Origin of the sequence: Pelomonas lactea (genome assembly GCF_043555885.1) — a bacterium.
In the GTDB taxonomy this organism is placed as follows: Bacteria; Pseudomonadota; Gammaproteobacteria; order Burkholderiales; family Burkholderiaceae_C; genus Pelomonas; species Pelomonas lactea.
This window is the reverse complement of record NZ_JBIGHX010000001.1, coordinates 722,571-746,338: the sequence shown is the minus strand read 5'-3', so window position 1 is coordinate 746,338 and position 23,768 is coordinate 722,571. Positions and strand designations below refer to the sequence as shown.

The window sequence follows — 23,768 nt, the reverse complement described above, 5'->3', positions numbered from 1 at the left end:
AAGCCGGCCCGCAGGCGATGTGCGAGCGGCTCAATGCCGTGAGCATCGCCGTCCCCTCGGGGGACCGACCGGAGTCGCGCGCGTTCAGCGCCGCGAGGATGGGCGAGCGGCTCACCATCCCTACATCCGGAAATTTTCGCCGAGGTACACCTTGCGCACATCGGCGTTGGCCACGATCTCGTCCGGCGTGCCTTCTGCCAGCACGGCGCCCTCGCTGATGATGTAGGCGCGGTCGCAGATGCCCAGCGTCTCGCGGACGTTGTGGTCCGTGATCAGCACGCCGATGCCTCGGGCCTTCAGGAAGCCGATGATGCGCTGGATCTCCAGCACGGCGATGGGGTCCACGCCGGCGAACGGCTCGTCCAGCAGGATGAAGCGCGGCTGCGTTGCCAGCGCCCGGGCGATCTCGACGCGGCGGCGCTCGCCGCCCGACAGCGCCGGCGCCGGGCTGTCGCGCAGGCCGTCGATGGACAGGTCGTGCAGCAGGCCGTTCAGCAGCTCATCGATGCGTGCGCGGGACAGCGGCTTGCCGCGCTCGTCCTGCTGCAGCTCCAGCACCGCGCGGATGTTCTGCTCCACGGTCAGCTTGCGGAAGATGGATGCTTCCTGCGGCAGGTAGGACAGGCCCAGCCGCGCGCGGGCATGGATGGGCTGGCGCTGCACCTCGGCGCCGTCGATGCGGATGACGCCGGCGTCGGAGCGCACCAGGCCCACGATCATGTAGAAGCTGGTCGTCTTGCCGGCGCCGTTGGGGCCCAGCAGGCCGACGACTTCGCCGCAGTCGACGCGCACATGCACGTTCTTGACGACCTTGCGGACGCCGTAGCTCTTGGCCAGGCCCTCGGCTTCGAGCCGGCTCGTGCAGGCCTGCGCCATCACGAGGCCTTGCCCGGCGTCAGCGTCGTGGACGGCTTCAGCGGCAGGCCGGAGGCCGGCGCCGACGCCGGGTCGTCCGGCTGGGCGGGCGGCATGATGACGATGCGGGTGCGGCCGCTGGGGTTGGGCGACGTGTTGCCGGCTTCCAGCGTGAACACCTCGCTGCGGCTGTCGTACAGGATGACGGCGCCAGACACTTCGTTGGTGACCGTGCTGCCGCGCATGCGGCGCATCGTGGCGCTGCCGATGAAGCGGATGGTCTCGGTGCGGGTGTCGTATTCCAGCTGGTCGGCCACGCCCTCGATGGACTCGCCGGGCTTGTCCTGCCCCTGGCGGAACGTGACCGGCTTGCCGGTGGCGCCATTGGCGTAGGCCTGGATGTAGCCGTCGCGGGTCTCGCGCACGTCCACCTTCTCGGCGCGCAGCACCAGGCTGCCCTGGGTGATGACGACGTTGCCCTGCAGTTCGGTGCGCTGGTTCACGCCGTCGACCGAGCCGCGCTGGTCGGACGTGAAGATCATGGGCTTGGTGCGGTCGCCCTTCTCCGCGTGGGCGGCGCAGGCAGCGAGTGCGAGGAGCAGCAGGGGTAGGCGGGACAGCATGGCGGCACGGAAGTTGCAGGCCATTCTATGGGCCTGAAACCGGCCTCAGCCTTTCCCTCGCGACAACCTGATCAGGAAATCTGCCACAGCCAGCGCCTGCTGGCCTTGGGCCGCCTCGCTCTGGCCTGGCGAGCCGACCATGCTGGGCGCGGTGCGGAAGCGTCCGCCGACGACCAGCGCCGGCACGCCGTCCACGCCTGCCAGCTCGGCCAGCTTCTGGCCCTGGGCCAGTTTGCCGTTCACGCCGAAGGAAGAGAACGCGGCCTTGAACTTGGGCGTGTCCACGCCCAGCTTGCCGACCAGCGCGACGACGGCCGCCTCGTCATTGGCGTCCATGCCTGCGCGGTGGAAGGCGTTGAAGATGCCGGCATGCACCTGCGGCGTCAGTGCGCCCATGGCTTCCAGCGCGTAATACATGCGCGCGTGCAGCTTCAGCATCGCCTGCTGGCCCACCGGCACGCGGCGGAATGCCACGTCCGCCGGCAACTGGTGCAGCCAGGCCTCCAGCAGCGGGTCGAACGCGAAGCAGTGCGGGCACTTGTAGAAGAAGAACTCGATGACCTCCACCTTGCCCGGCGTGCCGGGCAGGGCCTGGCCCAGGCGCACGTACTGGCGGCCCTCCACCGGCCCGCCCTGGGCAAAGGCGGCAGGCACCGTGGCAGCCAGGCCGGTGGCGGCCAGCGCGAAGGTAACGTCACGTCGTTTCATGTCTTGTTGCGCACGCGCTGGAGGAGGAACTCGGTGTACTGCAGTGCGCGCTGGCCGGACTCTTGCTCGGGCAGGCGCTGGCCGGCGCCGGCCAGGGCCGGCGAGGTCAGGAAGCGGCCGCCGATGCCCAGGCTGGGCACGCCGTCGATGCGGTAGGCATCGGACAGCTTGTCGGCCTGCGTGCACTTGTTCTGCACGCCGAAGGAGTTGTAGGCGTCCTGGTACTTGGCCGGGTCCACGCCCAGGTTGCTCAGGAACTTGGCCTGGCTCTTGGGATCGTCCAGCATCTGGCCTTGCTGGTGGATGGCCGCGAAGATGGCCGGCCGGGCCTGCACTTCCTTGCCCAGCGCCTCCAGCGCGTAGAACATGCGCTGGTGCGGCTTCAGGTTGGCGCGGAAGGCCACGTGGGCCTTGCGGAAGCTGACGTCGGCCGGCAGCTGGCGGCTCCAGTTCTCCACCAGCGGCTCGAACGCGTAGCAGTGCGGGCAGCCGTACCAGAAGAACTCGATGAGTTCGATCTTGCCCGGCGGCGTCGGCAGGGCCGGCGATACCACCGTGTAGTGGCGGCCCTCCACAGGGCCGCCCTGGGCGAGCGCGGTGCCGGCGGCGCCGGCGAGCGGCGTGGTGGCGAGCAGGGCGGAGAAGTCGCGGCGCTTCATGGCGTCAAAGTCCTCGGGGCAGGGATTCAGCGTTGTACACGAACGAGGTTGGCCTCGAAGCCAGCCCCCTCAATCTTGCGTTGCAGGTCTTCGGCGGCCTCGCGCGTGTCGTTGGGCCCCAGGCGTACGCGGTAGACGGTGCGGCCGTTCTGCTCGCGCTCCATGACCTTGGCGGTGAAGCCCTGGATGGCCAGCTTGGCCTTCTGGGCCTCGGCCTCTTCCGGGCGCGTGAACGCGCCGGCCTGCACGAAGTAGACATAGGCATCGGCGCCCGCGGCGGCGGCGGGCGCCGGCGCGGAGGCAGGCGCGTCGGCCTTGGGGGCCACCGGCTTGGGCTGGGCCGTCGTGACCGGCGGCAGCGCGGCGGCGGCGCTGGCCGCAGCCACGGCGGCGCTGGCGCTGGTGGTGGCCGGCGGCGGCGCGGTCACCGCGGGCGGCGCGGCCACCACGCCGCTGGCGCTGCGGGCGCCCTTGCCGGCCAGCGGCGCGTTGGGGTCCCAGTTCCTGTTGCGCTCGGCCTCGGCGGCGTCCTGCTCGGCGGTGCGCTGCGGCACCTTGTTGACGAACGGGATGGGCACCTTGGTGATGTACAGCGCTACGCCCAGCGCGACGGCCAGGCCGACGAGCAGGCCGACGATGAGGCCCAGGACGAAGCCGCCCTTCTGGTTCTTCTGGCCAGCGGGCTTGGATGCAGAACTCATTCGGTCTCCGGGGTGGTTTCAGCGATGTCGCGGCTCATCTGCTCGGGCGCGCTGACGCCCAGCATGCCCAAGGCGTTGGCCAGCACCTGGCGGGTGGCTGCCAGCAGCGCCACGCGGGCGCGGGTCAGTTCGGGGGCCTGGTCCAGCACGCGCTCGGCGGCGTAGTAGGCGTGGTAGGCGCCGGCCAGGTCGCGGGCGTAGAACGCGATGTCGTGCGGCGCCAGGCCGGCGGCGGCGGCGCTGAGCATGTCGGGGTAGGCGGCGAGCTTGAGCATCAGCGCCTCTTCCGTCGGCGCGGTCAGCAGGCTCAGGTCGGCCGGCGTGGACAGGTCGCCGCCCCACTTGCGGATGACCGAGCAGATGCGCGCATGCGCGTACTGCACGTAGAACACCGGGTTCTCGTCGTTCTGCTTCAGGGCCAGGTCGATGTCGAACACGAACTCGGTGTCGGCCTTGCGGCTGATGAGGAAGAAGCGCACCGCGTCGCGGCTGGTCCAGTCGATCAGGTCGCGCAGCGTCACGTAGGAGCCGGCGCGCTTGGAGATCTTGACCTCCTCGCCGCCCTTCATGACCGTGACCATCTTGTGCAGCACGTAGTCCGGGAAGCCTTGCGGGATGCCCAGGTCCACGGCCTGCAGGCCGGCGCGCACGCGGGCGATGGTGCCGTGGTGGTCCGTGCCCTGGATGTTGATGCACTGCGTGTAGCCGCGCTCGAACTTGTTGATGTGGTAGGCCACGTCGGGCACGAAGTAGGTGAAGCCACCTTCCTTCTTGCGCATGACGCGGTCCTTGTCGTCGCCGTAGTCGGTGGTGCGCAGCCACAGCGCGCCACCTTCCTCGTAGGTCTTGCCGCTGGCCACCAGCCGCTCGACGGTCTTCTCCAGCTGGCCGCCGGCGTAGACGCTGCTCTCCAGGAAGTAGCTGTCGAACTTCAGGCCGAAGGCCTGCAGGTCCAGGTCCTGCTCATGGCGCAGGTAGGCCACGGCGAACTGGCGGATGCCATCGAGGTCCTTCACGTCGCCCGAGGCGGTGAACTCGCGGTCATCGGCCTTGACGGTTTCCTTCTTGAGGAAGGCGTCGGCGATGTCCTGGATGTAATCGCCGTTGTAGGCGGCCTCGGGCCACTCGGCGTCACCCGGCTTGAAGCCCTTCAGCCGCATCTGCGTGGAGTTGGCCAGCGTCGCGATCTGCACGCCGGCGTCGTTGTAATAGAACTCGCGGGTCACGTCGTGGCCCTGGCTCTCGAACACCGAGCACAGCGAGTCGCCTAGAGCGGCCTGGCGGGCATGGCCCACGTGCAGCGGGCCGGTCGGGTTGGCCGAGACGAATTCCACCATCACATGCTTGCCCGTGGCGGCGCGATGGCCGAACTTGTCGGCGGCGGCCAGCACCTCGGCGACGACGGCCTGCTTGGCGGCGGGCTTCAGGCGGATGTTGATGAAGCCGGGGCCGGCGATCTCCAGCGACTGCACCCATTGCTGGAAGGCCGGCTTGGCTTCGAGCGCGGCGATCAGGCGCGTGGCCAGCTCGCGCGGGTTGGCCTTCAGCGGCTTGGCCAGCTGCATGGCGGCCGTGCAGGCGAAGTCGCCGTGGGCGGCCTGCTTGGGGGATTCGAAGGCCGCCGGCGCGTTCGAGCCGGGGGCGATTTCCTGGAGGGAGTCGGCGAGTGCGGCGAGCAGCGCCTGCTTGGCTTGGATCATGGCGGCGATTTTAGGAGGCACGCCCTGAACGCACGGGCCGCCCGGCGCGCCGACTCATCCGGCCGTCGCTTCGTGACACGCGACGCACAGCTTGTTGCCGTCCGGGTCGCGGAAATAGGCGCCGTAATAGTGCGCGTGGTACTGCGGCCGCAGCCCGGGCGGGCCTTCGCAGGTGCCGCCACAGGCCAGCGCGGTGGCGTGCGCCTGGTCCACCAGCGCGCGACTGGCAGCCAGCAGCGCCACCATCTGGCCGTTGCCGGGCGCGTGCGGGCCGCCGTCGAACGGCCGGCCCAGCACCAGCAGCGGGCGCGGGCCGGGGGTGCTCTGCCAGCCGGCCCAGGGCCTGGACGGGTCGCAGAAGCGTTCGGCCACACCCAGCAGCGCCATCAGCGGGCGGTAGAACGCCAGGGCGCGCTCGAAGTCGTTTGTGGCGACAAAGACATGGGAGAACAAGGGGCTGCACCTCCAGGGGCGGCCCGTATCATGCCCTGCGTGAGCGCTTCCGCAGACGACCTGCCTTCCCACATCGGCCGCTACCAGGTGCTCCGCCGCCTGGGCGAGGGCGCGACCAGCGATGTCTTCCTGGCCCGTGACCCGTTCCAGAACCAGGAGGTCGCCGTCAAGCGCATGCGCAGCTGGGCCCCGGTGCCCGACGCGCCCAGCAGCGACTTCAGCAACCGCTTCTTCAGCGCCGAGGCCGCGCTGGCCGGGCGGCTGCACCATCCCAACGTCGTCGCCATCCTGGACGCCGTGGCCGAGGACGCGTCGCCGTACCTCGTCATGGAGTACGTGCCCGGCGTCACGCTGAAGCATTTCTGCCGCAGCGACCGGCTGCTGCCGCTGGACCAGATCGTCGAAGTGGCCTTCAAGTGCGCCATGGCGCTGGGCTATGTGTTCCGCCAGGGGCTGATCCACCGCGACGTGAAGCCGGCCAACCTGCTGGCCGTGCTGGACGGCTCGGGCCAGGTCGTCGACGTGAAGGTCAGCGACTTCGGCTCGGCGCTGAACCTGCATGCCGACTCCACGCAGATCCACCGCGTCGGCTCGCTGGCCTACATGCCGCCCGAGCAGATCGAGGGCGGCGACGTGGACTGCCGCGCCGACATCTACGCGCTGGGCGCCGTGCTTTACCACCTCATCGGCGGCCGCCCGCCGTTCGACGCGCCGCACCAGATGGCGCTGATGCACCAGATCTACCATCAGGCGCCGCTGCCACTCATGGGCCAGCGCGAGGGCGTCAGCGAGGCGCTGGACGCCGTCGTGCAGCGCGCGCTGGCCAAGGCGCCGCACGAGCGCTTCCCCGACTGGGACAGCTTCGCGCAGGCGCTCTCCAGCCTGGTGTCCAGCCAGCAGATCCCGATGAACCGGCTGGGCGAGGTGCGCGACTCGGAGCGCTTCAACATGCTGCGGGCGCTGGAGTTCTTCGCCGAGTTCGGCGACGTGCAGCTGTGGGAGGTGGTGCGGCGCGCGCGCTGGCGGCGCTATCCCGTAGGCCATGCGCTGTTCCGGCGCGGCCAGGAGGGCAGCAGCTTCCACATCATTGCGCGCGGCGAGGTCAACGTGCACCGCGAGAACCGGCTCGTCGCCACGCTGGGGCAGGGCACGTCGGTGGGCGAGATGGCCTACCTGGCGCCCAACCCCGACCTGCGCAAGCACAGCACCGACATCAAGGTCACGCAGGAGTGCACGACCATCTGCTTCGAGCCCGAGACGCTGGGCCAGCTCAGCCCCGAGTGCCAGCACCGCTTCGACCGCGCCTTCATCCGCGTGCTGGTGCGCCGGCTGCATGCCGCGCACGAGGCGTTGGCGCATCCGCGACGCATCCTGTGAGGGCCCGGCCCGCTTGGCAGCGTCACGGTGCCGTGCTTGAATGACCCGGCACCCTCAATTTCCCCCAGGAAGGAGTTCCCCGATGAAACGCTTCACCCTCGCCATCGCGCTCGGTTTCGCCGCCTTGGGCGTGCAGGCCGCCGACAAGGCGCCCACCGCGCAGCAATCCAAGATGGCGACCTGCAACAAGGACGCCGGTGACAAGAAGGGCGACGAGCGCAAGGCCTTCATGAAGGAGTGCCTGTCCGCCAAGGGCGCCGCCGACGCCGCGCCGGCCAATGCCGCCTGCGAGAAGTCCGCTGCCGACAAGAAGCTGCACGGCGCGGCCGCCAAGGCCCACATCAAGAAGTGCACGGCCGACGCCGCCTCGGCGCCCAAGTGAGCCGGCGCTGACCCACCGGAGCAGCCACCCGCGGGTGGCTTTTTTTCCGAGCGTGGGCCGGGATTTCGTCCGACACGGGCGTGCGCCGGCGGCCGGCCCCGGGCGGGTTGCGCGGCGCTCACAGTGGCGTCATGGCAAGTCCATCACCAGGAGCCCGACCATGAACGCCCCCCTCACTTCCCAATCCGGCGCCGTCTACTGGCGCGTCACCGTCGTTTCGCTGGCCGCGGCCGCCACGCTGGCGCTGACCGCCTGCGCCGGCATGTCGCCACGTGAAACCAGCACCGTCGTCGGCGCCACGGCTGGTGCCGTCATCGGCGGCGCGGTGACCGGCACGACCGCGGGCGCGGCCATTGGCGCCGCAGCCGGCGGCGTCGTCGGCAACGAAGTCTCGAAGAAGCGCGGCCACTGAGGCCGCGGCCCGGCCGTACTCAGACCACGTGGCAGGCCACGCGCCGGCCGTCGACGTCGCGCAGCTGCGGGGTGTCCTGCGCGCAGCGCGGCAGCGCCAGCGGGCAGCGCTTGTGGAAGGCGCAGCCCGTCGGCGGGTTCAGCGGGCTGGGCAGCTCGCCGTGGATGACGATGCGCTCGCGCCGGTCGGCCTTTCGCAGCGCCGGCGTCGCGCTCATCAGCGCCCGCGTGTAGGGGTGCAGCGGTGACGCGAACAGCGTGCGCTTGTCGCCGACTTCGACGGCCGCGCCGAGGTACATCACCATCACCTCGTCCGCCACATGCTCCACGACCGACAGGTTGTGCGAGATGAACACGTAGCCGGTGCCGAACTCGTCCTGCAGGTCCATGAACAGGTTCAGGATCTGCGCCTGGATGGAGACGTCCAGCGCCGAGACCGGCTCGTCGGCGACGACGATGCCCGGGTTCAGGATCATGGCCCGCGCGATCGCGATGCGCTGGCGCTGGCCGCCCGAGAACATGTGCGGGTAGCGGCGCAGGTGCTCGGGCCGCAGGCCCACCTTGGTGGCCAGCGCCTCGACGCGCTCCTGCCGCTCGGCGGCGGACAGCGGCGTGTTGATGAGCAGCGGCTCTGCCAGCGTCGTCGCGATGGTCTTGCGCGGGTTCAGCGACGCGAACGGGTTCTGGAACACCATCTGCACGTCGCGGCGCAGCGCTTTCACGTCGGCGCCCGCGGTGTCGACGCCGCGGATCTTCAGCGTGCCGCGCGTGGGCGGCTCGATCAGCGTCAGCTGCCGGGCCAGCGTGCTCTTGCCGCAGCCGGACTCGCCAACGACGGCGAGTGTTTTTCTCGGGGCGAGCGTGAAGCTGACGCCGTTCAGCGCCTTCACCGTCGCCTTCGGCTTGAACAGGCCGCGGCTGACGCTGTAGTGGCGGGTCAGGTCCTGCGCCTGGAGGAGGAGCTCAGACATGCGCGACCTCCTCGACCGGGTAGAAGCAGCGCACGCCGGCCTCCAGCGCGGGCCGCTCAGCCACGCAGCGCGGCTGCACGCGCGGGCAGCGCGGCGACAGCAGGCAGCCGGCGGGCCGGTCCAGCGCGCCCGGGACGATGCCGGCCAGCGCGGACAGCCGCTTGGCGCCGCGGTTGTGCTCGGGAATCGCGGCCAGCAGCGCGTTCGTGTACGGGTGGCGCGGCGCGTCGAACAGGTCGGGCACCGGGCCGGTCTCGACGATCTGGCCGGCGTACATGACGGCGACGCGCTGGGCCATCTCGGCCACCACCGCGAGGTCGTGCGTGATCATGATGAGCCCCATGCCCTGCTCGCGCTGCAGCCTCAGCAGCAGCGCCATGATCTGGGCCTGGATGGTCACGTCCAGCGCCGTCGTTGGCTCGTCGGCGATCAGCAGCTTGGGCGAGCAGGCGATGGCCATCGCGATCATCACGCGCTGGTTCATGCCGCCGGAGAGCTGGTGCGGGTAGGCGTCGGCGCGGTTGGCGGCGTCGGGGATCTCGACCTGCTCCAGCAGTTCGATGACCCGTTGCCTGGCCGCCTTGCCGCTCAGGCCCAGGTGGGTCTTCAGCACCTCGGCGATCTGCGCGCCGACGGTGTAGCTGGGGTTGAGGCTGGTCAGCGCGTCCTGGAACACCATGGCGACGTCGCGGCCGATGAGTTGGCGTCGCTCTTTCGGCGAGAGCTTGAGCAGGTCGCGGCCCTGGAACTCGATGGCGTCGGCCGTCACCTTGCCGGGGGCGTCGATGAGGCCCATCAGCGCGAGCATGCCGACGGACTTGCCGGAGCCGGATTCGCCGACGATGCCCAGCAGTTCGCCTGGGTCAAGTTGCAGGTCGACGCCGTCGACGGCGGGGAATTGGCCGAAGCTGACGCGGAGATTCTTGATGTGGAGGAGGCTCATCGCTGCTTTGTGTTGATGGCCAGGCCCAGCGGGGAGTTCGCCCCCGCGGGCGAGTCACTTTCTTGTGTCGACAAGAAAGTAACCAAAGAAACGACCCCCGACCGCACCGCCCCTTCGGGGTTCCCGGCAAACGCAAGGCCCGAAGCCCCGCGCCGAACTCGCGCCGCTACGCTCTGCTCAGACAGTCGTCGCGAGTCAGTCCTTGAGGCGAGCTGCGCTCGCGGGCTTCGGGCCTTGCGTTTCCCGGCGGTGCTCAAGGGGGGAAGAGGAATACCTCGTGGCGAACGGCTTGCGGGCCTGGCAGTCATTCAAGCCACCTTCTTCAACTTCGGGTCCAGCGCATCGCGCAACCCGTCGCCCATCAGGTTGATGGCCAGCACGGTGACGAGGATCGTCAGCCCCGGCAGCGTGACCACCCACGACGCGCGCGTGATGTAGTCCCGCGCGGCCGACAGCATCGTGCCCCACTCCGGCGTGGGCGCCTGCACGCCCAGGCCCAGGAAGCCCAGGCCCGCCGTCTCCAGGATCGCCGATGAAAAGCTCAAAGTCGCGTTGACGATCAGCGGCGCCATGCAGTTGGGCAGCACGGTGATGAACATCAGCCGCCACACGCCGGCGCCGGCCACGCGGCTGGCGGTCACGTAGTCGCGGCCGATCTCGGCCAGCGCCGCGGCGCGCGTCAGCCGCACATAGCCCGGCAGCGCGCCGATGGCGATGGCGATGACCGTGTTGACGAGGCCGGGGCCCAGGATGGTGATGACGCAGATGGCCAGCAGCAGCGCCGGCAGCGCCAGCACGATGTCCATCACGCGCATGATGGCCGGCGACAGCCAGCGCTGGAAGAACGCCGCCAGCAGCCCCAGCAGCACGCCCGGCAGCAGCGACAGCGCCACTGCCGCGAGGCCGATGCCCAGCGACACGCGGCCGCCGTAGAGCAGCCGGCTCAGCATGTCGCGGCCCAGTTCGTCGGTGCCCAGCAGGAAGCGCGTGCTGCCGCCCTCGGCCCAGACGGGCGGCGTCAGCATGAAGTCGCGGTACTGCTCGATGGGATCGTGCGGCGCGAACAGCGGCGCGAACAGCGACGCCAGGGCGATCAGCGCGAAGACGACCAGCGCGACAAACGCACCGCGGTTGGCGGTGAAGCCCTGCCAGAACTCGCGCAGCGGGCCGGGCGGTTGTTGTTCGATCAGCACGGCGCTCATCAGTGACCGCCTCCGCGGATGCGCGGATTCACCACGCCATACAACACATCCACGACGAGGTTCACGCCGATGAAGGTCAGCGCCGAGATCAGGATGCCGGCCTGCACGACGGGATAGTCGCGCCGCGCGATGGAGTCGATCAGCCACTTGCCGATGCCGGGCCAGCTGAAGATCGTCTCGGTCAGCACCGCGCCCGCCAGCAGGCTGCCGGTCTGCAGGCCTACCACCGTCAGCACCGGGATCAGCGCGTTGCGCAGCGCATGCACCACCACCACGCGCGTGGGCGACAGGCCCTTGGCGCGGGCCGTGCGCACGTAGTCCTCGCGCAGCACCTCCAGCATCGACGAGCGCGTCATGCGCGCCACCACCGCCAGCGTGCTGGTGCCCAGCACCAGCGCCGGCAGTACGAGGTGCATCAACGCCGACTTGAACGCGCCTTCCTCGTCGCTCAGCGCCGCGTCGATGAGCATGAAGCCGGTCACGCGCACCGGGTCGTACTCGATGCCGATGCGGCCGCTGACCGGCGTCCAGCCCAGCTGCACGCTGAAGAACATGATGAGGATCAGCCCCCACCAGAACACCGGCATGGAGTAGCCCACGGTCGCCAGCCCCATGACGCCCTGGTCCAGCAGCGAGCCACGCTTCAGGCCGGCGCTGACGCCCAGCAGCAGCCCGAAGCCCACCGCGAAGACCAGCGCCGCGGTGGCCAGCTCGACGGTGGCGGGGAACAGCGCGACGAACTCACGGCTGACCGGCTCGCGGCTCACCAGGCTCTCGCCCAGGTCGCCCTTGAGCAGCTTGCCGACGTAGTCCGCGTACTGCACGGGCAGCGGCTGGTCCAGCCCCATGCGCTTGACGAGCGCGGCGTGCGTCTCGGCGTCCAGCTGGCGTTCGCCCATCATCACTTCGATGGGGTCGCCGGGCACCAGGCGGATCAGGCTGAACGCGACCAGCGTGATGCCGATCAACGTCGGCACCAGCGTGGCCAGGCGCTTGAGCAGGAAGCCCAGCATCACCAGCGCGAGGTGTAGGGACGCGTTTCGCCCTCGGCGGCGCCGGCCACCCGCATCAGCGCGGGCGTGGACGCCACGTCGATGAGCGCGGCCGTCTCGGCGTCCACGGTGCCGGAGATGTCGCGTGGCCGGTACTTCATCTGGAAGGTGGCGACGACTTCCTTGGTCAGCGTGTCCAGCTGGCCGGAGCGCGACACGTTGTAGCCGATACGCGCGAGGCGGTCCTGCAGCCAGGCCACGTCGCGCGGTGCCACCTCGTGCTCCAGCTGCTTGACGGCCACCGACGGGCCGTCGGGCCACGGGATGAGCCCGGCGTTGGCCAGCTGCTTCCACGGGAACATGGGGCCGGGGTCCTGCTTGCGGCCGGGCGCGATGTCGGCGTGGCCGATGATGCGTTCGGGCCGCACGTTGTGGCGCTGCTGGATGTCGCGCACCAGCGCGATGACTTCCTCCACCTGCGCCGGCGGGAACGGCGCGTAGACGCGGCCGGCCGGCGTGTCGGTGTAGCCGGCGTTGACGATCTCGATGCCGATGGACGCCGAGTTCAGGTTGGTGTTGCCGGCCCAGAAGCTGGCGCCGGCATGCCAGGCGCGGCGGTTCTCGTCCACCAGCGCGTAGCTGGCCACCGGGTTGTCGCGCACCAGGTAGTGGGCCGACACCTGGCCGCCGGTCGTCAGCACCTTCAGCGACTTCTCCCAGTCGATGACGGTGTAGTGCAGCACGATGTAGAGCGCGCGGCTGTCCTGGTTCTGCGACGTGTAGCTGCGGTCGATGCGCGGCGCGCGCACGGTGATGCCCGGCGGCGCGGCCACCGGGGACGTGGCGGCAGGCGCGGGCGTGGCGGGCTGGGGCGGCTGCTGCGGCGGTGCGACGCTGGCGCAGGCGCTGAGCAGCAGGGCCAGGGCGGCGGTGAGGGCGGAGGTGAACTTCATGCGGGGGCGGGCGTGGCCAGGCCCGGATTGTTGCAGCGCCCCCGCGCCCGCCGACCGAGGGTCAAGCCGCAGCAGCCATGTCGAAGCGCCATGCAGGTATGACCGCAGGCCATGGCCTGCGCGCTGGCCAGAATGGGGCATGACCTACACGATGCTGCACGCCACGCCCTCGGCCGACACCTACCGCCACCTGCGCGTGGCCTCGGGCCTGAGCCCCAAGTCCGCCGAGGCCGCCGCGCGCGGCCTGCCCAACACGCTGTTCGCGGTGCAGCTGCTGCACGACGGCGAGCCCGTCGGCATGGGCCGCGTCATCGGCGATGGCGGCACGGCCTTCCAGGTCGTCGACATCGCCGTGCTGCCCGCGCACCAGGGCCAGGGGCTGGGCAAGCGGCTGATGGCCGAGATCGCCGCGTGGCTGCGCGAGCACGTGCCCGAGGGCGGCTACGTGAGCCTGCTGGCCGACGTGCCGGCCGATGCGCTGTACGCGCAGTTTGGCTTCGTGCCGACGGCGCCGGCCACGCTGGGCATGGCCTGGAAGCGGCCCGCCGCCTGACGCGTCAGCCGCGCAGCCGGGGCGGGCGCTGCAGTTCCTGGCGTGCGGCCGGCTGCGTGGCATAGCGCCGCAGCGCGGCCAGCAGCACCGGCGCGTCGATGCCGTAGGCCGTCGTCATGATGGCAAAGTCGGCGCCGAACTGGCCGTGCGTGCGGCCCATCTGCTTCATCAGCCGCGGGCCGTGGGTGGCGGGCAGGGCCTGGACGGCGCCCGCGTCGACGCTCACGAGGACGAGCGGGTGGGTGTGCAGGTCGGTGCGCGCGATGCCGGTGATCGCGTCCCACGGCACGTGGGCCCGACCGTGCCGGTCGCCCAGGCTCAGGCCGTCGGGGTCGAACTGCAGGTAGCCGGTATACAGCCGGCCCGACAGCAGCCCCAGCAGCATGACGCCGCCGACGGCCAGCAGCAGCCAGCCGATGCCGATCTGCACCGGGTGGGTCGTGAAGGCGGCATGCGTGGCGCCGATGGCCAGCAGCGCGCCGGCCAGCAGCAGCATGCGCGCGCGCGATTGCCGCAGCGGCACGCCGCCGGTGACCGACGCCGTGACCGCCCCGGCCTGCTGGCGCTGCAGCCGGCGCTTGCGCACGATGACGCCGACGGCGTGCACGAAGCACAGCCCGAACAGCGCCAGCGTGACGATGCCGGTGTTGAAGTCGTTGCGGAGGATGAGCAGGCCGGCCAGCGTGAACAGCCCGCCGATGATGGCGAGCGCCCAGTCCTGCGGGGTGATGCGGTCGGGTGCCGTGCCGGCGCCCTTGCCGCGCATGGCGCGGCGCGGACGTGCGATGTCATCGGGGGGCGGGACGGTGCTCATGCGGACATCGGCGGTTGCGCAGCCGCGCAGTGTGGCGGGCGCCGCCGCGGCGCGACATCCCGCGGATGCAGCGCGTCAGCGCAGCTCGCCCAGCAGCCGCTCGCGCTCCGCCGGCCACAGCCCCGGCGCGCGGGCCAGCAGCGGACCCACCTGGGCCGGGTCGATGTCGTGCAGGCTTTGCGCCAGCGCCTGCCAGGCCTGCCAGCGGCGCTCGGGCGACGTGATGCGGGCGACCAGGTCCATGGCCTCGAACGGCGCCTGGCGTGCCAGTTCGTCGGCGCTGGCGTGGCGGGCGATGGCTTCGTCCAGCTCGGGCTGCGGGCCCTGCGAGCGCAGCCAGTCGCGCGCGGCGGCGCCGTCCTGCGCGGTCCAGCGCGACAGGCTCTCATCCAGCAGCGCGCGGCGCGACTCGCCCGGCGGCAGCATGCTGGCAAACACGGTGGCCGAGCGCGCATCCTGTTGCAGCCAGCGGTCGTGCAGCGGTGCCAGCAGCACGGTCTGGCCGGGCGTGGCGAGGGCCCAGCGCGCGGCCTGGTCGGGGGCGGTTTCGGCCCACTGGGCCAGCAGGGGCTGCAGCAGCCGCTCGCGCGTGTCGGCGTCCAGTGGCGCGCCGGCCAGCGCCAGCACGGCCTGGGCGTGCAGGCGTTGCCCGGCCCAGCGGGCCAGCAGTTGCTCGTACAGCGGCAGCGCCAGGTCGGGCCGGCGCCGCGCCAGCGCTTCCAGCGGGAGCAGTGCGGCCTGCGGGTCGCGCGCCAGCAGCTCGCGCACGCGGGCCTGCAAGTCGACGTCGCGCTCGATGGCGGGTGCCGCCGTCGCCGCTGCGGCGGGCCTGAACACGTGCAGCCGCGCCGGGGCCGGCAGCGCTGCAGCCGCCGCCGGCTCGGCGGGTGGCGACTCGGCGGCCGGGCCCAGCGCCAGCGCGCCCAGCCCGGCCGCTGCCGTCGCCATCAGCCAGGCCAGCGGGCGGGCGGTCATCACTTGAACACGCAGGCGCGCGCGATGTTGCTGGCGTTGGTGTCTTTCACCGGCTCGTTGCCCGAGCCCGTGCCCACGAAGCCTTCGCACTTGGTCTTGGAGCCGCCGTAGACGAGGTCGGTGATGGTGGCCACGTCGTACTGGCCGGCGATGCCGGACTTGCTGTCGTAGCTGCTGTTCACGCCGATGCCGGCCGCGTTGACCGTGCCCAGGCGAACACCCGTCACGGTCACCTTGCGTGCGTACTGCGTGGAGCAGTTGCCGCAGGAGCGGTAGAGCTTGCCGATGTTGTCGGCGTAGAAGTCGGTGATGACCAGCGTGCCGTCGCCGTTGTGCTGGAACAGCTTGTCGGCCGCCTTGAAGGCCGCACCGCCGCTGATGGTCAGCTTGCTGGTCACACCGCTGAGCTTCTTCACGGTGGCGCCGTCCTCGCCGACGTCGGCCCAGTAGACGTTGGTGATGTTGCAGACGCCGTAGCAGTGCACGCCGTCGGCGCCACCGGCGGCCAGGTTGGTGCCGCTGCCGAGCGAGCCGTCGCCGATGACGACGTTTTTCACCGTCGCGCCGTTGTTCAGCTTGAACATCGGGATCTGGCTCTCGCTTTGCGTGCCCTTCATGTTGGACGCCGTGCCCACCAGGCACACCCATTTGCCGTACTTGGCCACGCCGTCCCAGGTCGTGCCGGCGGGCACGTCGATGGTGGTGCTGACGTTGACCTTGGTGCAGGCCGGCACGGTGCGAACACCGGGTGCCGCGGCGGCACCGCCGGCGGCGGCCACGAGGGCCAGGGCCACAAGACCGCGCCACAGGCGCGCCATCACAGAACCGTTCATTCCTTGTCTCCAGTCTTTGCTGTTGATGCGCAGCCGGGGCCCGGCTGCGGGGCGTCAGCGCAACGGCAAAGCGTCCTGGAGGAATCCAACAGGCAAGGGCAGGGCGGGGGAGTTCAACTGCGGCTCCGGCCCGTCAGTCATTGACGGTCGTGAAGTCCAAAACGGTGTATTGCACCAAACGGAACGGACTTTCATTCTTTTGGAACATCGTTCCAATAAGTGATTTCCTGAGGCTGCTTCCGGTGGCGGGCGCCGCTGGGCGGAGTCAGCGCTTGCGCGGCGCGGCCTTCCTGGCGGGCGGTCTGGCGGGTTTGGGTGACTTGGGCGTCTTGTCGACCTCGGCGGCCGCGGCCAGCGGCGCCAGTGCGGCCAGCGTGTCCAACTGCGTCAGCAGGCGCTGCAGGTAGTCGGGTGCCAGGCCCTGCAACTGCTGCAGCGCACGCGCCACCAGCACCTGGCTGTTCAGCGGGCCCAGGTGCTCGGGCACCGGCGCGCTGACCTCGGCCAGCCGCCGCTGCACACGCAGCGCGCCCCAGGTGCGGCGGTGCACGGCCACGTTGCGCAGCTCGGGGCCGGCGGCCTGCAGTCCGGCCACCAGCGTGGCCAGCGGGCTGGCCGGGGGGGCTGCGGGCCGGGCCGGCAGCGGCACCGGGGCGGCGCCGGCGCGCTGCACCAGCCGGGCCACCAGCCGCTCGCGCAGCGCGCCCGTCTGCGCGGCCGCGCGCCGTGCCAGGCCTTGCAGCACGCGCAGCCGCACCGGGTCGGCCTCGGCGCGGGCCTGCAGCCAGGCGAGCGGGTCCAGCAGCGCGTCGTCCATCGTCAGGGGGCGGAGGCCGCCGCGCGCTTGGGGCGCGGCGTGGGGGCGATCTCGACGCGCCGGTTCAGCGCGCGGCCCGACGCGTCGTCGTTGGACGCCACCGGCTGCTGCGGCCCGAAGGCGGCGGCGAACACGGCGTCGGGCGGCAGCCCCTCGGCCATCAGCGCGCGCGTGACCGTCAGCGCGCGGTGGGCCGACAGCTCCCAGTTGTCGGTGAACTTGGCCGTCGTGACGCCGCGGTCATCGGTGAAGCCGCTGACCATCAGGATCTCGTCGCGTTGCGTCAGGTAGGTGCGCAGCGGCACGGCCAGGCTCTTGATGAGGGCGCGGCCGTCGGCATGCAGCTGGTCCGAGCCGATGGCGAACAGCACCGCGCCGCTGATGCCGATGCGGCCTTCGATCAGCGTGATGCGCCCGTCCGCCAGCGGGCCGGCCAGCGCGCGCTCCAGCGCCTCGCGGCGCGCCTGCTCGGCCTGGCGCTGCTCCACCTCGGCCTTGAGCTGGTTGGCCAGGTCCAGCTGGCCCACCAGCGCGGCGGCCAGCACCAGCACGAAGGCGCCCAGCACGCCGGCCATCAGGTCGCCGAAGGCCGCCCATGCGGGCGTGCCGACGCCTTCCTGCTCGATCTCCAGCGGCTCATCCATGCGCGGCCGCCGTGTTCTGCAGCGCGTCCAGCACGGCCTTCTGCGAACCCAGGCACAGGTCGATGACCTCGCGCGCCTGGGCGACGTAGTAGCCCAGCTGCTCGTCGCTGCGCGTCATCGCGCTGCCCAAGCGCTCCTCCAGTGCGGCCAGGTGCTGCACCAGCTGCGCGTTGGCGCCCTGGTACTGCTCGACAGCGGCGCCGAAGCCCTCGCCCAGGCTGCCCATCTCGGCGGCGCTGGCGGCGATGGTGGTGGCAGCCTCTGCCAGCGTCTGACCCGTCGCGCCGGCCTGCTCCGTGAAGCGCTCGCCCAGCGAGGCCAGCTGCGTGGCCGAGCCATCCATCAGCGTGCTCACCTGCGTGGCCGTGCCGGCCAGCAGCGTCTGCACCTGCGTGGCGGTGCCGCCCAGCAGCGTGCCGACCTGCGCGGACGCGCCCTGCAGCAGCTCGTCCACCTTGGCCGACGCGCCACCCAGCAGCGCCTCCATCTGCGCCGATGTGCCGACGATCAGCGCATCCACACGCCCCGACGCGCCTTGCAGCAGCGCGTCCAGCGCGGCGCGCTGCTCGCCCGCGGCCTGCTGCAGCGAGGCCAGCAGCGTCGACACCGTCTGCATCAGCTCGGCGCGCTCGGCCAGCGCGGCGCGGTCCTGCGCCTGGCTCTGCGCCAGCTGCTCGCGCAGCGCGGCGACCACCTCGACGGCGGCGCGCGGCGCCTCGCCGGCGGCCTGCAGCAGCGCGCCGGCCTCGCTGAGCGTCGTCTTCGCCTGGGCCTCGGTCTGGGCCACCAGCTCGCGCGTGTGCCGCAGCAGGCCGTCGGCCAGCTGCTGCTGCTGTGCCAGCTGCGTGCTGCCGGCCGCCTGCAACTCGGCGCGCCAGGCGGCCAGCCGTTCGGCGTCGTTGGCCGCGTGGGCAGACTGCAGCTGCGTGTGCGCCTCGGCCAGCGCCGTCACGGCGGCCTGCGTCTGTGCGGCGAAGCCGGCGGTCAGCTCGGTCAGCGCGTCCTGCGCGCGCTGGCCGCTGGCGGCCAGCAGCTGCTGCGCGGCCTCGCGCTGGGCGAGCAGCAGCTGCTCGTTGGCGGCGCGTTGTGCGCTGAGCGCCTCGGCGTCGGCGCGGGCCTCGGCGCGGCGCTGCGCATCCAGCTCGGCATGCAGCGCGGCGTGGCGGGTCTGCGTGTCGGCGATGCGGTCCAGCAAATCCTGGGTCTGCGCCGCGAAGCCGGTGGTCAGCGCGGTCAGCGCGTTCTGCGCGCGCTCACCGCTGTCGGCCAGCAGCTGTTGCGCGGCCTCGCGCTGGGCGGCCAGCAGCTGCTCGTTGGCGGCGCGCTGTGTGTTGAGCGCGTCGGCCTCCGCGCGGGCTTCGTCGCGGCGTTGCGCGTCAAGTTGTGCCTGCTGCGCGGCGTGGCGGGCCTGGGCGTCGGCCACGCGGTCCAGCAGTTGCTGGGTCTGTGCCGCGAAGCGCTCGGCCGTGTCGGCCATGGCCTGCTGCGCGGCGGCGCGCTGCGCAGCCAGCGCCTGGACCTGCGCGTCCAGCGCGTCGGCGCGGGCGGTGTCGGCCTGGGCCTGCGCGGCCAGCAGCGCCTGCGCCTCGGCGGCCCAGCGCTCGGCCAGGCGGTCCACCGCCTGTTGCGTCGTGGCGCTGGTGTCGGCCAGCAGCTGCAGCGCGGCCTCGCGCTGGCGGGCCAGGCCCGCGGCCTGCGCCTGTGCGGCGGCTTCGCCGTGCTGCGCGATCTGCGCGACGCCCGCCTCGAAGCGCGCGCCCAGCGCCGCCAGCTGCTCGCCCACCTGCGTGCCGACGCGCTCGTGCAGCGCCGCGGCCTCGCGGGCGATGCCGGCCATCGCGGCTTCGGCCGCGGGCTGGATGGCGGCGCCGGCCAGGCGGGCGGCCTCGGTCAGGCTGGTGCGCAGCGTCGTGTCCACGCTGGCGGCCAGCTTCTCGTAGGACTGGCTGGTCTCGGCGTGGAAGCGGTCGTTCTGCGCGACGAGGCGGTCGGCCATCGCTTCCGCGAACTGCTGCAGCTGGGCGACGAGTTCGCGCTGGTTCCTCTTGGCGTCTTCAGCGGCGGCAGCTTCGGCGGCGGCCTGCTCCAGCGCGCGGCGGTGCGCGGCCGTCAGCGGGCGCAGCTTGCCCAGCAGCGCCGTGTCCAGCCGCGCGACGACGGCCGCGCGCTCGCGCCGCGCCAGCGCCACCATCAGGCCCAGCATGGCCGAGCCGGTCACGCCGGCCACGCTGGCGCTGAAGGCCAGGCCCAGGCCCTGCACGGGCGCGCCCAGGGCGGTGCGCAGCGCGGCCAGGTCGGCCGACGCGCCTAAAGCGCTGGCCGTGCTGCCCAGCGTGATGACCAGGCCGATGAACGTGCCCAGCATGCCCAGCAGCACCAGCAGGCCCGCCAGCGCCGGCGCCAGCGACAGCCCCGGCAACGCCACGCGCAGGCCGTCCAGCCGCTGCTGCACGGCCGCGCGCAGCGACTCGGGCAGTGCGGCCAGGAAGTCGTCGCCGTCCAGCGCGGCGCCCAGTGCGCGGCTGGCGCGGCGCCAGGCGGTCAGCTCCCACACGCCGACGGCGAAGAAGGCCGCGATCAGCAGCGTCATCGCCAGCGCCACCGGGTGGTGGCGGGCGGCCGCCAGCGCGGCGCCGGCAATGCCGGCCAGGCCGGCGGCCAGCGCGAGGGGGTAGAGGGCGTGCAGGAAGCGGTTCATCGGGAGTCGGCTGCGTGCAGGGCCTCGATGAGCCCGTGCACCGGTTGAAGTCGGAGGTCCAGCTCGGCCCGCAGCGCGCGCTGCAGGTCGGCCCAGAAGCGTTGGCGCCAGCGGCGCGGGTCGGCGGTGTGGTGGAGTTCGGCGCGGCGCGTCAGCAGCGCGGGCAGGCCGGCCAGCGCCTGCTTCTCCTGCGCGGCGACGGTGTGGTCGAACACGGCGTCCAGCTGCGCCAGCCGCGCCAGCGCGCCGGATGCCTCGGCCAGCCGGCCGCGCAGCCGCTCGCGCAGCGTGGCGACGCGGGCGGCCATGGCGCGTTGCTGCTGCGCGTGGTGCAGGCGGAACGGCGCGAGCAGGTCCGGCAGCGGCACACCCTCGGGTGCCGGCTCGGCGGCATCCAGCGCCAGCAGCGCGTCGTCGAATGCGTTGGCCAGGTCGGCCTGCAGGCGGTCCAGCGCGGCGGCGGCCCAGTCCTGCGCCTCGCGCCAGGCCGCCGCGTTGACGCCGCTGGCTGGCGCGGTGGCCAGCACCTGCGACAGCCCGATGGCGTCCGCCCAGCCCAGCGAGCCGCCCAGCCGCTCGGCGACAGGCGGCGCCACCACCGGCGCGACGCCCCATTGCAGCAGCAGCCGGGCCAGGGGCTCGGGGGCGAGGGGCTGCGTCTGGAGGGCGTGCATGACGGGCGTGTCGCTCACGCGGGCGCGCGAGCAAAAAGGGCGAGATTTTAGTGAAGCCCCGTGGCAGCGCCCCGGGGCCGTCACGCGCGGGGCGCAGAATGCCGCGGTTCCAGCAGGCCGCAACCCCAAGATGCACACCCACGACCTCGCCGCCTGGCGGCACGACCATGTCTTCGACACCGGCAACGCGGCCGGCGAGCGCGGCACGCGGCGCGTGCTGTGGATCACCGCCGCGATGATGGTCGTCGAGATCGCCGCGGGCTGGTTCTACAACTCCATGGCGCTGCTGGCCGACGGCTTCCACATGAGCAGCCACGCCATCGCCATTGGCCTGAGCGTGGCCGCCTACGCCGCCGCGCGCCGCCACGCCAGCGACTCGCGCTACGCCTTCGGCACCTGGAAGATCGAGATCCTGGGCGGCTTCGCCAGCGCCATCGTGCTGCTGGGCGTCGTCGCGCTGATGCTGTGGGGCTCGGTGGAGCGGCTGCTCAAGCCCGAGGCCATCCACTACCCGGAGGCCATGACGGTGGCCGTTCTCGGCCTGGTCGTGAACCTCGTCTGCGCCTTCATCCTGGGCGACGCCCACCACCACGGGCACGATCATGGCCACGGTCATGAGCACGACCATGGCGACCACCACCACCACCACCATCACCACGACCTCAACCTGAAGTCCGCCTACCTGCACGTCGTCGCCGACGCGGCCACGTCGGTGGCCGCCATCGCGGCGCTGGCGGGCGGCTGGTGGCTGGGCTGGAGCTGGCTGGACCCGGTCATGGGCATCGTGGGCGCCCTCATCGTCGCGCTGTGGGCCAAGGGGCTGGTCCGCGACACCGCCGTCGTGCTGCTGGACCGCGAGATGGACCATCCCGTCGTCGACGAGATCCGCGAGGTCATCGCCGAGCGCGGCGCGGCCGGCGAGGCGGCCATCGCCGACCTGCACGTGTGGCGCGTCGGCCGGGGCGCCTATGCCTGCGCGCTGACGCTGGTCACGCACGACGAGCAGCTCACGCCCACGCAGGTGCGAGAGTGGCTGGCCGTGCACGAGGAGATCGCGCACGCCACCATCGAGATCCACCGCTGCTGACTCCACCGCTGCTGACCGCCATGCCCGCCACCACCTCGCCCGACGCCGACATCGAGCTGCGCAACCGCTGCACCCGCTGGCTGAGCGGCCACCGGCCGCTGCGGTCCATGCGCGAGGCGCTGCTCGCGCTGGCCGACGTGCCCGAGGCGGCATTGCCGCTGGACGTCTACGGCCAGGGCGAGGCCGTGCAGGCGCTGGAGGCGCAGGTGGCCGCGCTGCTGGGCAAGCCGGCGGCGCGTTACTTCCACAAGGGCGTGGCGGCGCAGCTGGCGGCGCTGCGCGTGCACTGCGGCGGCGGGGACGGGCCGGTGGCGCTGCATCCGCAGAGCCACATCGCCATCGATGAGGCCGAGGCGTTCGAGCAGCTGATGGGGCTGCGCGGGCTGCGCATCGGCCACCCGGACCATCCGTCCGACATCGAGGACCTGATGGCCGAGCCGGAGCATCCGGCCGTCTTCTGCGTCGAACTGCCGCTGCGCCGCGGCGGCTACCGGCTGCCGACCTGGGAGGGCCTGGTCAACATCAGCCACGCCTGCCGGGCCGCGCGCATCCCGCTGCACTTCGACGGCGCCCGGCTGTGGGAGGCGGCGGCCCACTATGGCCGCCCGCTGGCCGACATCGCCGCGCTGGCGGACTCGGTCTACGTGTCGTTCTACAAGGGCCTGGGCGGCCTGGCCGGCTGCGTGCTGGCGGGCAGCGCGGAGTTCATCGCCGCCACGGCGCCGTGGCAGACGCGGCTGGCCGGCAACGTCTACACGCAGGCGCCGTTCGTGCTGGGCGCGCTGCAGGGCCTGCGCACGCAGCTGCCGCGCATGCCGGCCTACCGCGCGCGGGCACAGGCGCTGGCGGCGCTGCTGGCCGCCGAGCCCGGCTGGCGCGTCGCGCCGGACGTGCCGCAGGTCAACGCCTTCCAGCTGCACCTGCCCGCCGCGCCTGACGCGCTGCGCGAAGGCCTGCTGGCCATCGCCGCGCGGGACGGCTTCTGGCTGGGCGCGCGGGCGGTCGCGTCGCACCTGCTGGCGGGTGGCGCGATGGTGGAGGTCGTCATCGGCGACGCGGCCGACGGCTGGGCCGATGCCGATGCGCTGCAGGCGCTGCGCGCGGCCATGAGTTGAGCCGAAAAGACAAACGGCCGCCCGGCCCCGGCATGGGGCGAGGCGGCCGCTGCAGTTCAGCCGCTGGCGATCAACGCGTCGGCGCGGGGCCGCGGTTGGCCAGGTGGCGGAACGTGATGCGACCCTTGCTCAGGTCGTAGGGCGACATCTCCAGCGACACGTTGTCGCCGGCCAGGATGCGGATGTGGTGCTTGCGCATCTTGCCGCCGGTGTAGGCGATGACCTTGTGGCCGTTCGTCAGCGTCACGCGAAAGCGCGAGTCCGGCAGGATTTCGTCAACGACGCCGTGCATTTCGATCAGTTCTTCCTTGGCCAAGTGTGAGCTCCTAGTGCGATAGGTTGTACGAATCGGCGCGGCCAGGGGCCGCGCACGGGTGTCAATGGCAATGCGCCCAGGCCATTCCTTGCGTCCTGGCGTAGCGCAGCGCGGCCTGACGGCTGCTGAAACAGGGCGTGAACTGCATGACGCGGTCCACGCTGGACATGCCCTGGCCGGAGCGGATGGACACGAGGGCGTCGAAGCCGCCGCCGTTCCGGGCCTGGGTCATGGGAGAGACGACGTAGCGTCCCACTTCGATGTTCTTGTTGTTGTTCATTTTCTTCTTCTGGTGTTGACCGCGGGGCCTTT

At 71.8% G+C, this 23,768-nt stretch carries 27 protein-coding genes; 6 read left to right on the top strand and 21 right to left on the bottom strand.

Annotated elements, in window-relative coordinates:
• Positions 1-120 precede the first annotated feature (120 nt).
• From lptB to ACG04Q_RS03295, 7 genes are read right to left on the bottom strand one after another with little or no spacing between them, the layout of a single operon-like run.
• A complete protein-coding gene (gene lptB, locus ACG04Q_RS03325) occupies positions 121-876 on the bottom strand; it encodes an LPS export ABC transporter ATP-binding protein (RefSeq protein WP_394509395.1) in 756 nt (251 codons plus the stop codon).
• Entirely contained in the window at positions 876-1,478 is a 603-nt protein-coding gene (gene lptA, locus ACG04Q_RS03320; protein WP_394509394.1) for a lipopolysaccharide transport periplasmic protein LptA, read from the bottom strand. The genes lptB and lptA overlap by 1 nt, the downstream gene beginning before the upstream one ends.
• 45 nt (positions 1,479-1,523) lie before the next feature.
• On the bottom strand, positions 1,524-2,186 hold the full coding sequence (locus tag ACG04Q_RS03315; RefSeq protein ID WP_394509393.1) for a thiol:disulfide interchange protein DsbA/DsbL: 663 nt from the start codon (positions 2,184-2,186) through the stop codon (positions 1,524-1,526).
• Positions 2,183-2,845 carry a thiol:disulfide interchange protein DsbA/DsbL gene (locus ACG04Q_RS03310; RefSeq protein ID WP_394509392.1) on the bottom strand — a complete coding sequence of 221 codons (663 nt, stop codon included), beginning with the start codon at positions 2,843-2,845 and terminating at the stop codon, positions 2,183-2,185. Before ACG04Q_RS03310 ends, ACG04Q_RS03315 begins: the two co-directional genes overlap by 4 nt.
• 26 nt (positions 2,846-2,871) lie before the next feature.
• Positions 2,872-3,546, bottom strand: a complete 675-nt coding sequence (locus ACG04Q_RS03305; RefSeq protein WP_394509391.1) for an SPOR domain-containing protein — start codon at positions 3,544-3,546, stop codon at positions 2,872-2,874.
• On the bottom strand, positions 3,543-5,246 hold the full coding sequence (gene argS, locus ACG04Q_RS03300) for an arginine--tRNA ligase (RefSeq protein ID WP_394509390.1): 1,704 nt from the start codon (positions 5,244-5,246) through the stop codon (positions 3,543-3,545). Before argS ends, ACG04Q_RS03305 begins: the two co-directional genes overlap by 4 nt.
• 54 nt (positions 5,247-5,300) lie before the next feature.
• Positions 5,301-5,699, bottom strand: a complete 399-nt coding sequence (locus tag ACG04Q_RS03295; RefSeq protein WP_394509389.1) for a VOC family protein — start codon at positions 5,697-5,699, stop codon at positions 5,301-5,303.
• Positions 5,700-5,729: 30 nt separating this feature from the next.
• Between ACG04Q_RS03295 and ACG04Q_RS03290 the strand changes: the two genes are divergently transcribed.
• The 3 genes from ACG04Q_RS03290 (at position 5,730) to ACG04Q_RS03280 (ending at position 7,870) form a co-directional block, all read left to right on the top strand.
• Positions 5,730-7,076 carry a serine/threonine-protein kinase gene (locus ACG04Q_RS03290; protein WP_394509388.1) on the top strand — a complete coding sequence of 449 codons (1,347 nt, stop codon included), beginning with the start codon at positions 5,730-5,732 and terminating at the stop codon, positions 7,074-7,076.
• 82 nt (positions 7,077-7,158) lie between these two features.
• The gene (locus ACG04Q_RS03285; protein WP_394509387.1) at positions 7,159-7,458 is read left to right on the top strand and encodes a PsiF family protein; all 300 of its coding nucleotides are present in this window, start codon (positions 7,159-7,161) and stop codon (positions 7,456-7,458) included.
• A 160-nt stretch (positions 7,459-7,618) separates the two neighbouring features.
• Positions 7,619-7,870, top strand: a complete 252-nt coding sequence (locus ACG04Q_RS03280; RefSeq protein WP_394509386.1) for a glycine zipper domain-containing protein — start codon at positions 7,619-7,621, stop codon at positions 7,868-7,870.
• A 19-nt stretch (positions 7,871-7,889) separates the two neighbouring features.
• On the opposite strand, the gene ACG04Q_RS03275 is transcribed toward ACG04Q_RS03280, so the two are convergent.
• The 5 genes from ACG04Q_RS03275 to ACG04Q_RS03255 form a co-directional block, all read right to left on the bottom strand.
• The gene (locus tag ACG04Q_RS03275) at positions 7,890-8,840 is read right to left on the bottom strand and encodes a peptide ABC transporter ATP-binding protein (RefSeq protein ID WP_394509385.1); all 951 of its coding nucleotides are present in this window, start codon (positions 8,838-8,840) and stop codon (positions 7,890-7,892) included.
• A complete protein-coding gene (locus tag ACG04Q_RS03270; RefSeq protein ID WP_394509384.1) occupies positions 8,833-9,783 on the bottom strand; it encodes an ABC transporter ATP-binding protein in 951 nt (316 codons plus the stop codon). Before ACG04Q_RS03270 ends, ACG04Q_RS03275 begins: the two co-directional genes overlap by 8 nt.
• Positions 9,784-10,091: 308 nt before the next feature.
• The gene (locus tag ACG04Q_RS03265; protein ID WP_394509383.1) at positions 10,092-10,985 is read right to left on the bottom strand and encodes an ABC transporter permease subunit; all 894 of its coding nucleotides are present in this window, start codon (positions 10,983-10,985) and stop codon (positions 10,092-10,094) included.
• Entirely contained in the window at positions 10,985-11,998 is a 1,014-nt protein-coding gene (locus ACG04Q_RS03260) for an ABC transporter permease (protein ID WP_394509382.1), read from the bottom strand. The genes ACG04Q_RS03265 and ACG04Q_RS03260 overlap by 1 nt, the downstream gene beginning before the upstream one ends.
• Complete coding sequence (locus ACG04Q_RS03255; RefSeq protein ID WP_394509381.1) at positions 11,998-12,930, bottom strand: N-acetylmuramoyl-L-alanine amidase; 933 nt, start codon at positions 12,928-12,930, stop codon at positions 11,998-12,000. The genes ACG04Q_RS03260 and ACG04Q_RS03255 overlap by 1 nt, the downstream gene beginning before the upstream one ends.
• 139 nt (positions 12,931-13,069) lie before the next feature.
• Between ACG04Q_RS03255 and ACG04Q_RS03250 the strand changes: the two genes are divergently transcribed.
• Complete coding sequence (locus ACG04Q_RS03250; RefSeq protein ID WP_394509380.1) at positions 13,070-13,483, top strand: GNAT family N-acetyltransferase; 414 nt, start codon at positions 13,070-13,072, stop codon at positions 13,481-13,483.
• Positions 13,484-13,487: 4 nt separating this feature from the next.
• Here the strand turns inward: ACG04Q_RS03250 and ACG04Q_RS03245 are convergent, their stop codons facing one another.
• The 7 genes from ACG04Q_RS03245 to ACG04Q_RS03215 all read right to left on the bottom strand — a co-directional run bounded on the left by ACG04Q_RS03245 (position 13,488) and on the right by ACG04Q_RS03215 (position 20,938).
• On the bottom strand, positions 13,488-14,297 hold the full coding sequence (locus ACG04Q_RS03245) for a hypothetical protein (RefSeq protein WP_394509379.1): 810 nt from the start codon (positions 14,295-14,297) through the stop codon (positions 13,488-13,490).
• 75 nt (positions 14,298-14,372) lie between these two features.
• Positions 14,373-15,272, bottom strand: a complete 900-nt coding sequence (locus ACG04Q_RS03240; protein WP_394509378.1) for a hypothetical protein — start codon at positions 15,270-15,272, stop codon at positions 14,373-14,375.
• Positions 15,272-16,105, bottom strand: a complete 834-nt coding sequence (locus ACG04Q_RS03235; protein WP_394509377.1) for a pectate lyase — start codon at positions 16,103-16,105, stop codon at positions 15,272-15,274. The genes ACG04Q_RS03240 and ACG04Q_RS03235 overlap by 1 nt, the downstream gene beginning before the upstream one ends.
• A gap of 265 nt (positions 16,106-16,370) precedes the next feature.
• The gene (locus tag ACG04Q_RS03230; RefSeq protein ID WP_394509376.1) at positions 16,371-16,922 is read right to left on the bottom strand and encodes a DUF2894 domain-containing protein; all 552 of its coding nucleotides are present in this window, start codon (positions 16,920-16,922) and stop codon (positions 16,371-16,373) included.
• 2 nt (positions 16,923-16,924) lie between these two features.
• A complete protein-coding gene (locus ACG04Q_RS03225) occupies positions 16,925-17,566 on the bottom strand; it encodes an OmpA family protein (RefSeq protein WP_394509375.1) in 642 nt (213 codons plus the stop codon).
• On the bottom strand, positions 17,559-20,264 hold the full coding sequence (locus ACG04Q_RS03220) for a coiled-coil domain-containing protein (protein WP_394509374.1): 2,706 nt from the start codon (positions 20,262-20,264) through the stop codon (positions 17,559-17,561). The genes ACG04Q_RS03225 and ACG04Q_RS03220 overlap by 8 nt, the downstream gene beginning before the upstream one ends.
• Positions 20,261-20,938 (bottom strand): DUF3348 family protein, encoded by a 678-nt coding sequence (locus ACG04Q_RS03215; protein ID WP_394509373.1) that lies wholly within the window; start codon positions 20,936-20,938, stop codon positions 20,261-20,263. Before ACG04Q_RS03215 ends, ACG04Q_RS03220 begins: the two co-directional genes overlap by 4 nt.
• A gap of 130 nt (positions 20,939-21,068) precedes the next feature.
• Here ACG04Q_RS03215 and dmeF point away from each other — a divergent pair, with 130 nt between their 5' ends.
• Together dmeF and ACG04Q_RS03205 are read left to right on the top strand one after the other, a co-directional pair.
• Positions 21,069-22,025, top strand: coding sequence for a CDF family Co(II)/Ni(II) efflux transporter DmeF (gene dmeF, locus ACG04Q_RS03210; protein ID WP_394509372.1), 957 nt, complete (start codon positions 21,069-21,071; stop codon positions 22,023-22,025).
• A gap of 20 nt (positions 22,026-22,045) precedes the next feature.
• Positions 22,046-23,140: a threonine aldolase family protein gene (locus tag ACG04Q_RS03205; protein WP_394509371.1), complete on the top strand. Its 1,095-nt coding sequence runs from the start codon at positions 22,046-22,048 to the stop codon at positions 23,138-23,140.
• 70 nt (positions 23,141-23,210) lie between these two features.
• Here the strand turns inward: ACG04Q_RS03205 and infA are convergent, their stop codons facing one another.
• The gene (infA, locus tag ACG04Q_RS03200; RefSeq protein WP_394509370.1) at positions 23,211-23,456 is read right to left on the bottom strand and encodes a translation initiation factor IF-1; all 246 of its coding nucleotides are present in this window, start codon (positions 23,454-23,456) and stop codon (positions 23,211-23,213) included.
• A 61-nt stretch (positions 23,457-23,517) separates the two neighbouring features.
• Positions 23,518-23,736 (bottom strand): hypothetical protein, encoded by a 219-nt coding sequence (locus tag ACG04Q_RS03195; RefSeq protein WP_394509369.1) that lies wholly within the window; start codon positions 23,734-23,736, stop codon positions 23,518-23,520.
• Between the last annotated feature and the right edge of the window lie 32 nt (positions 23,737-23,768).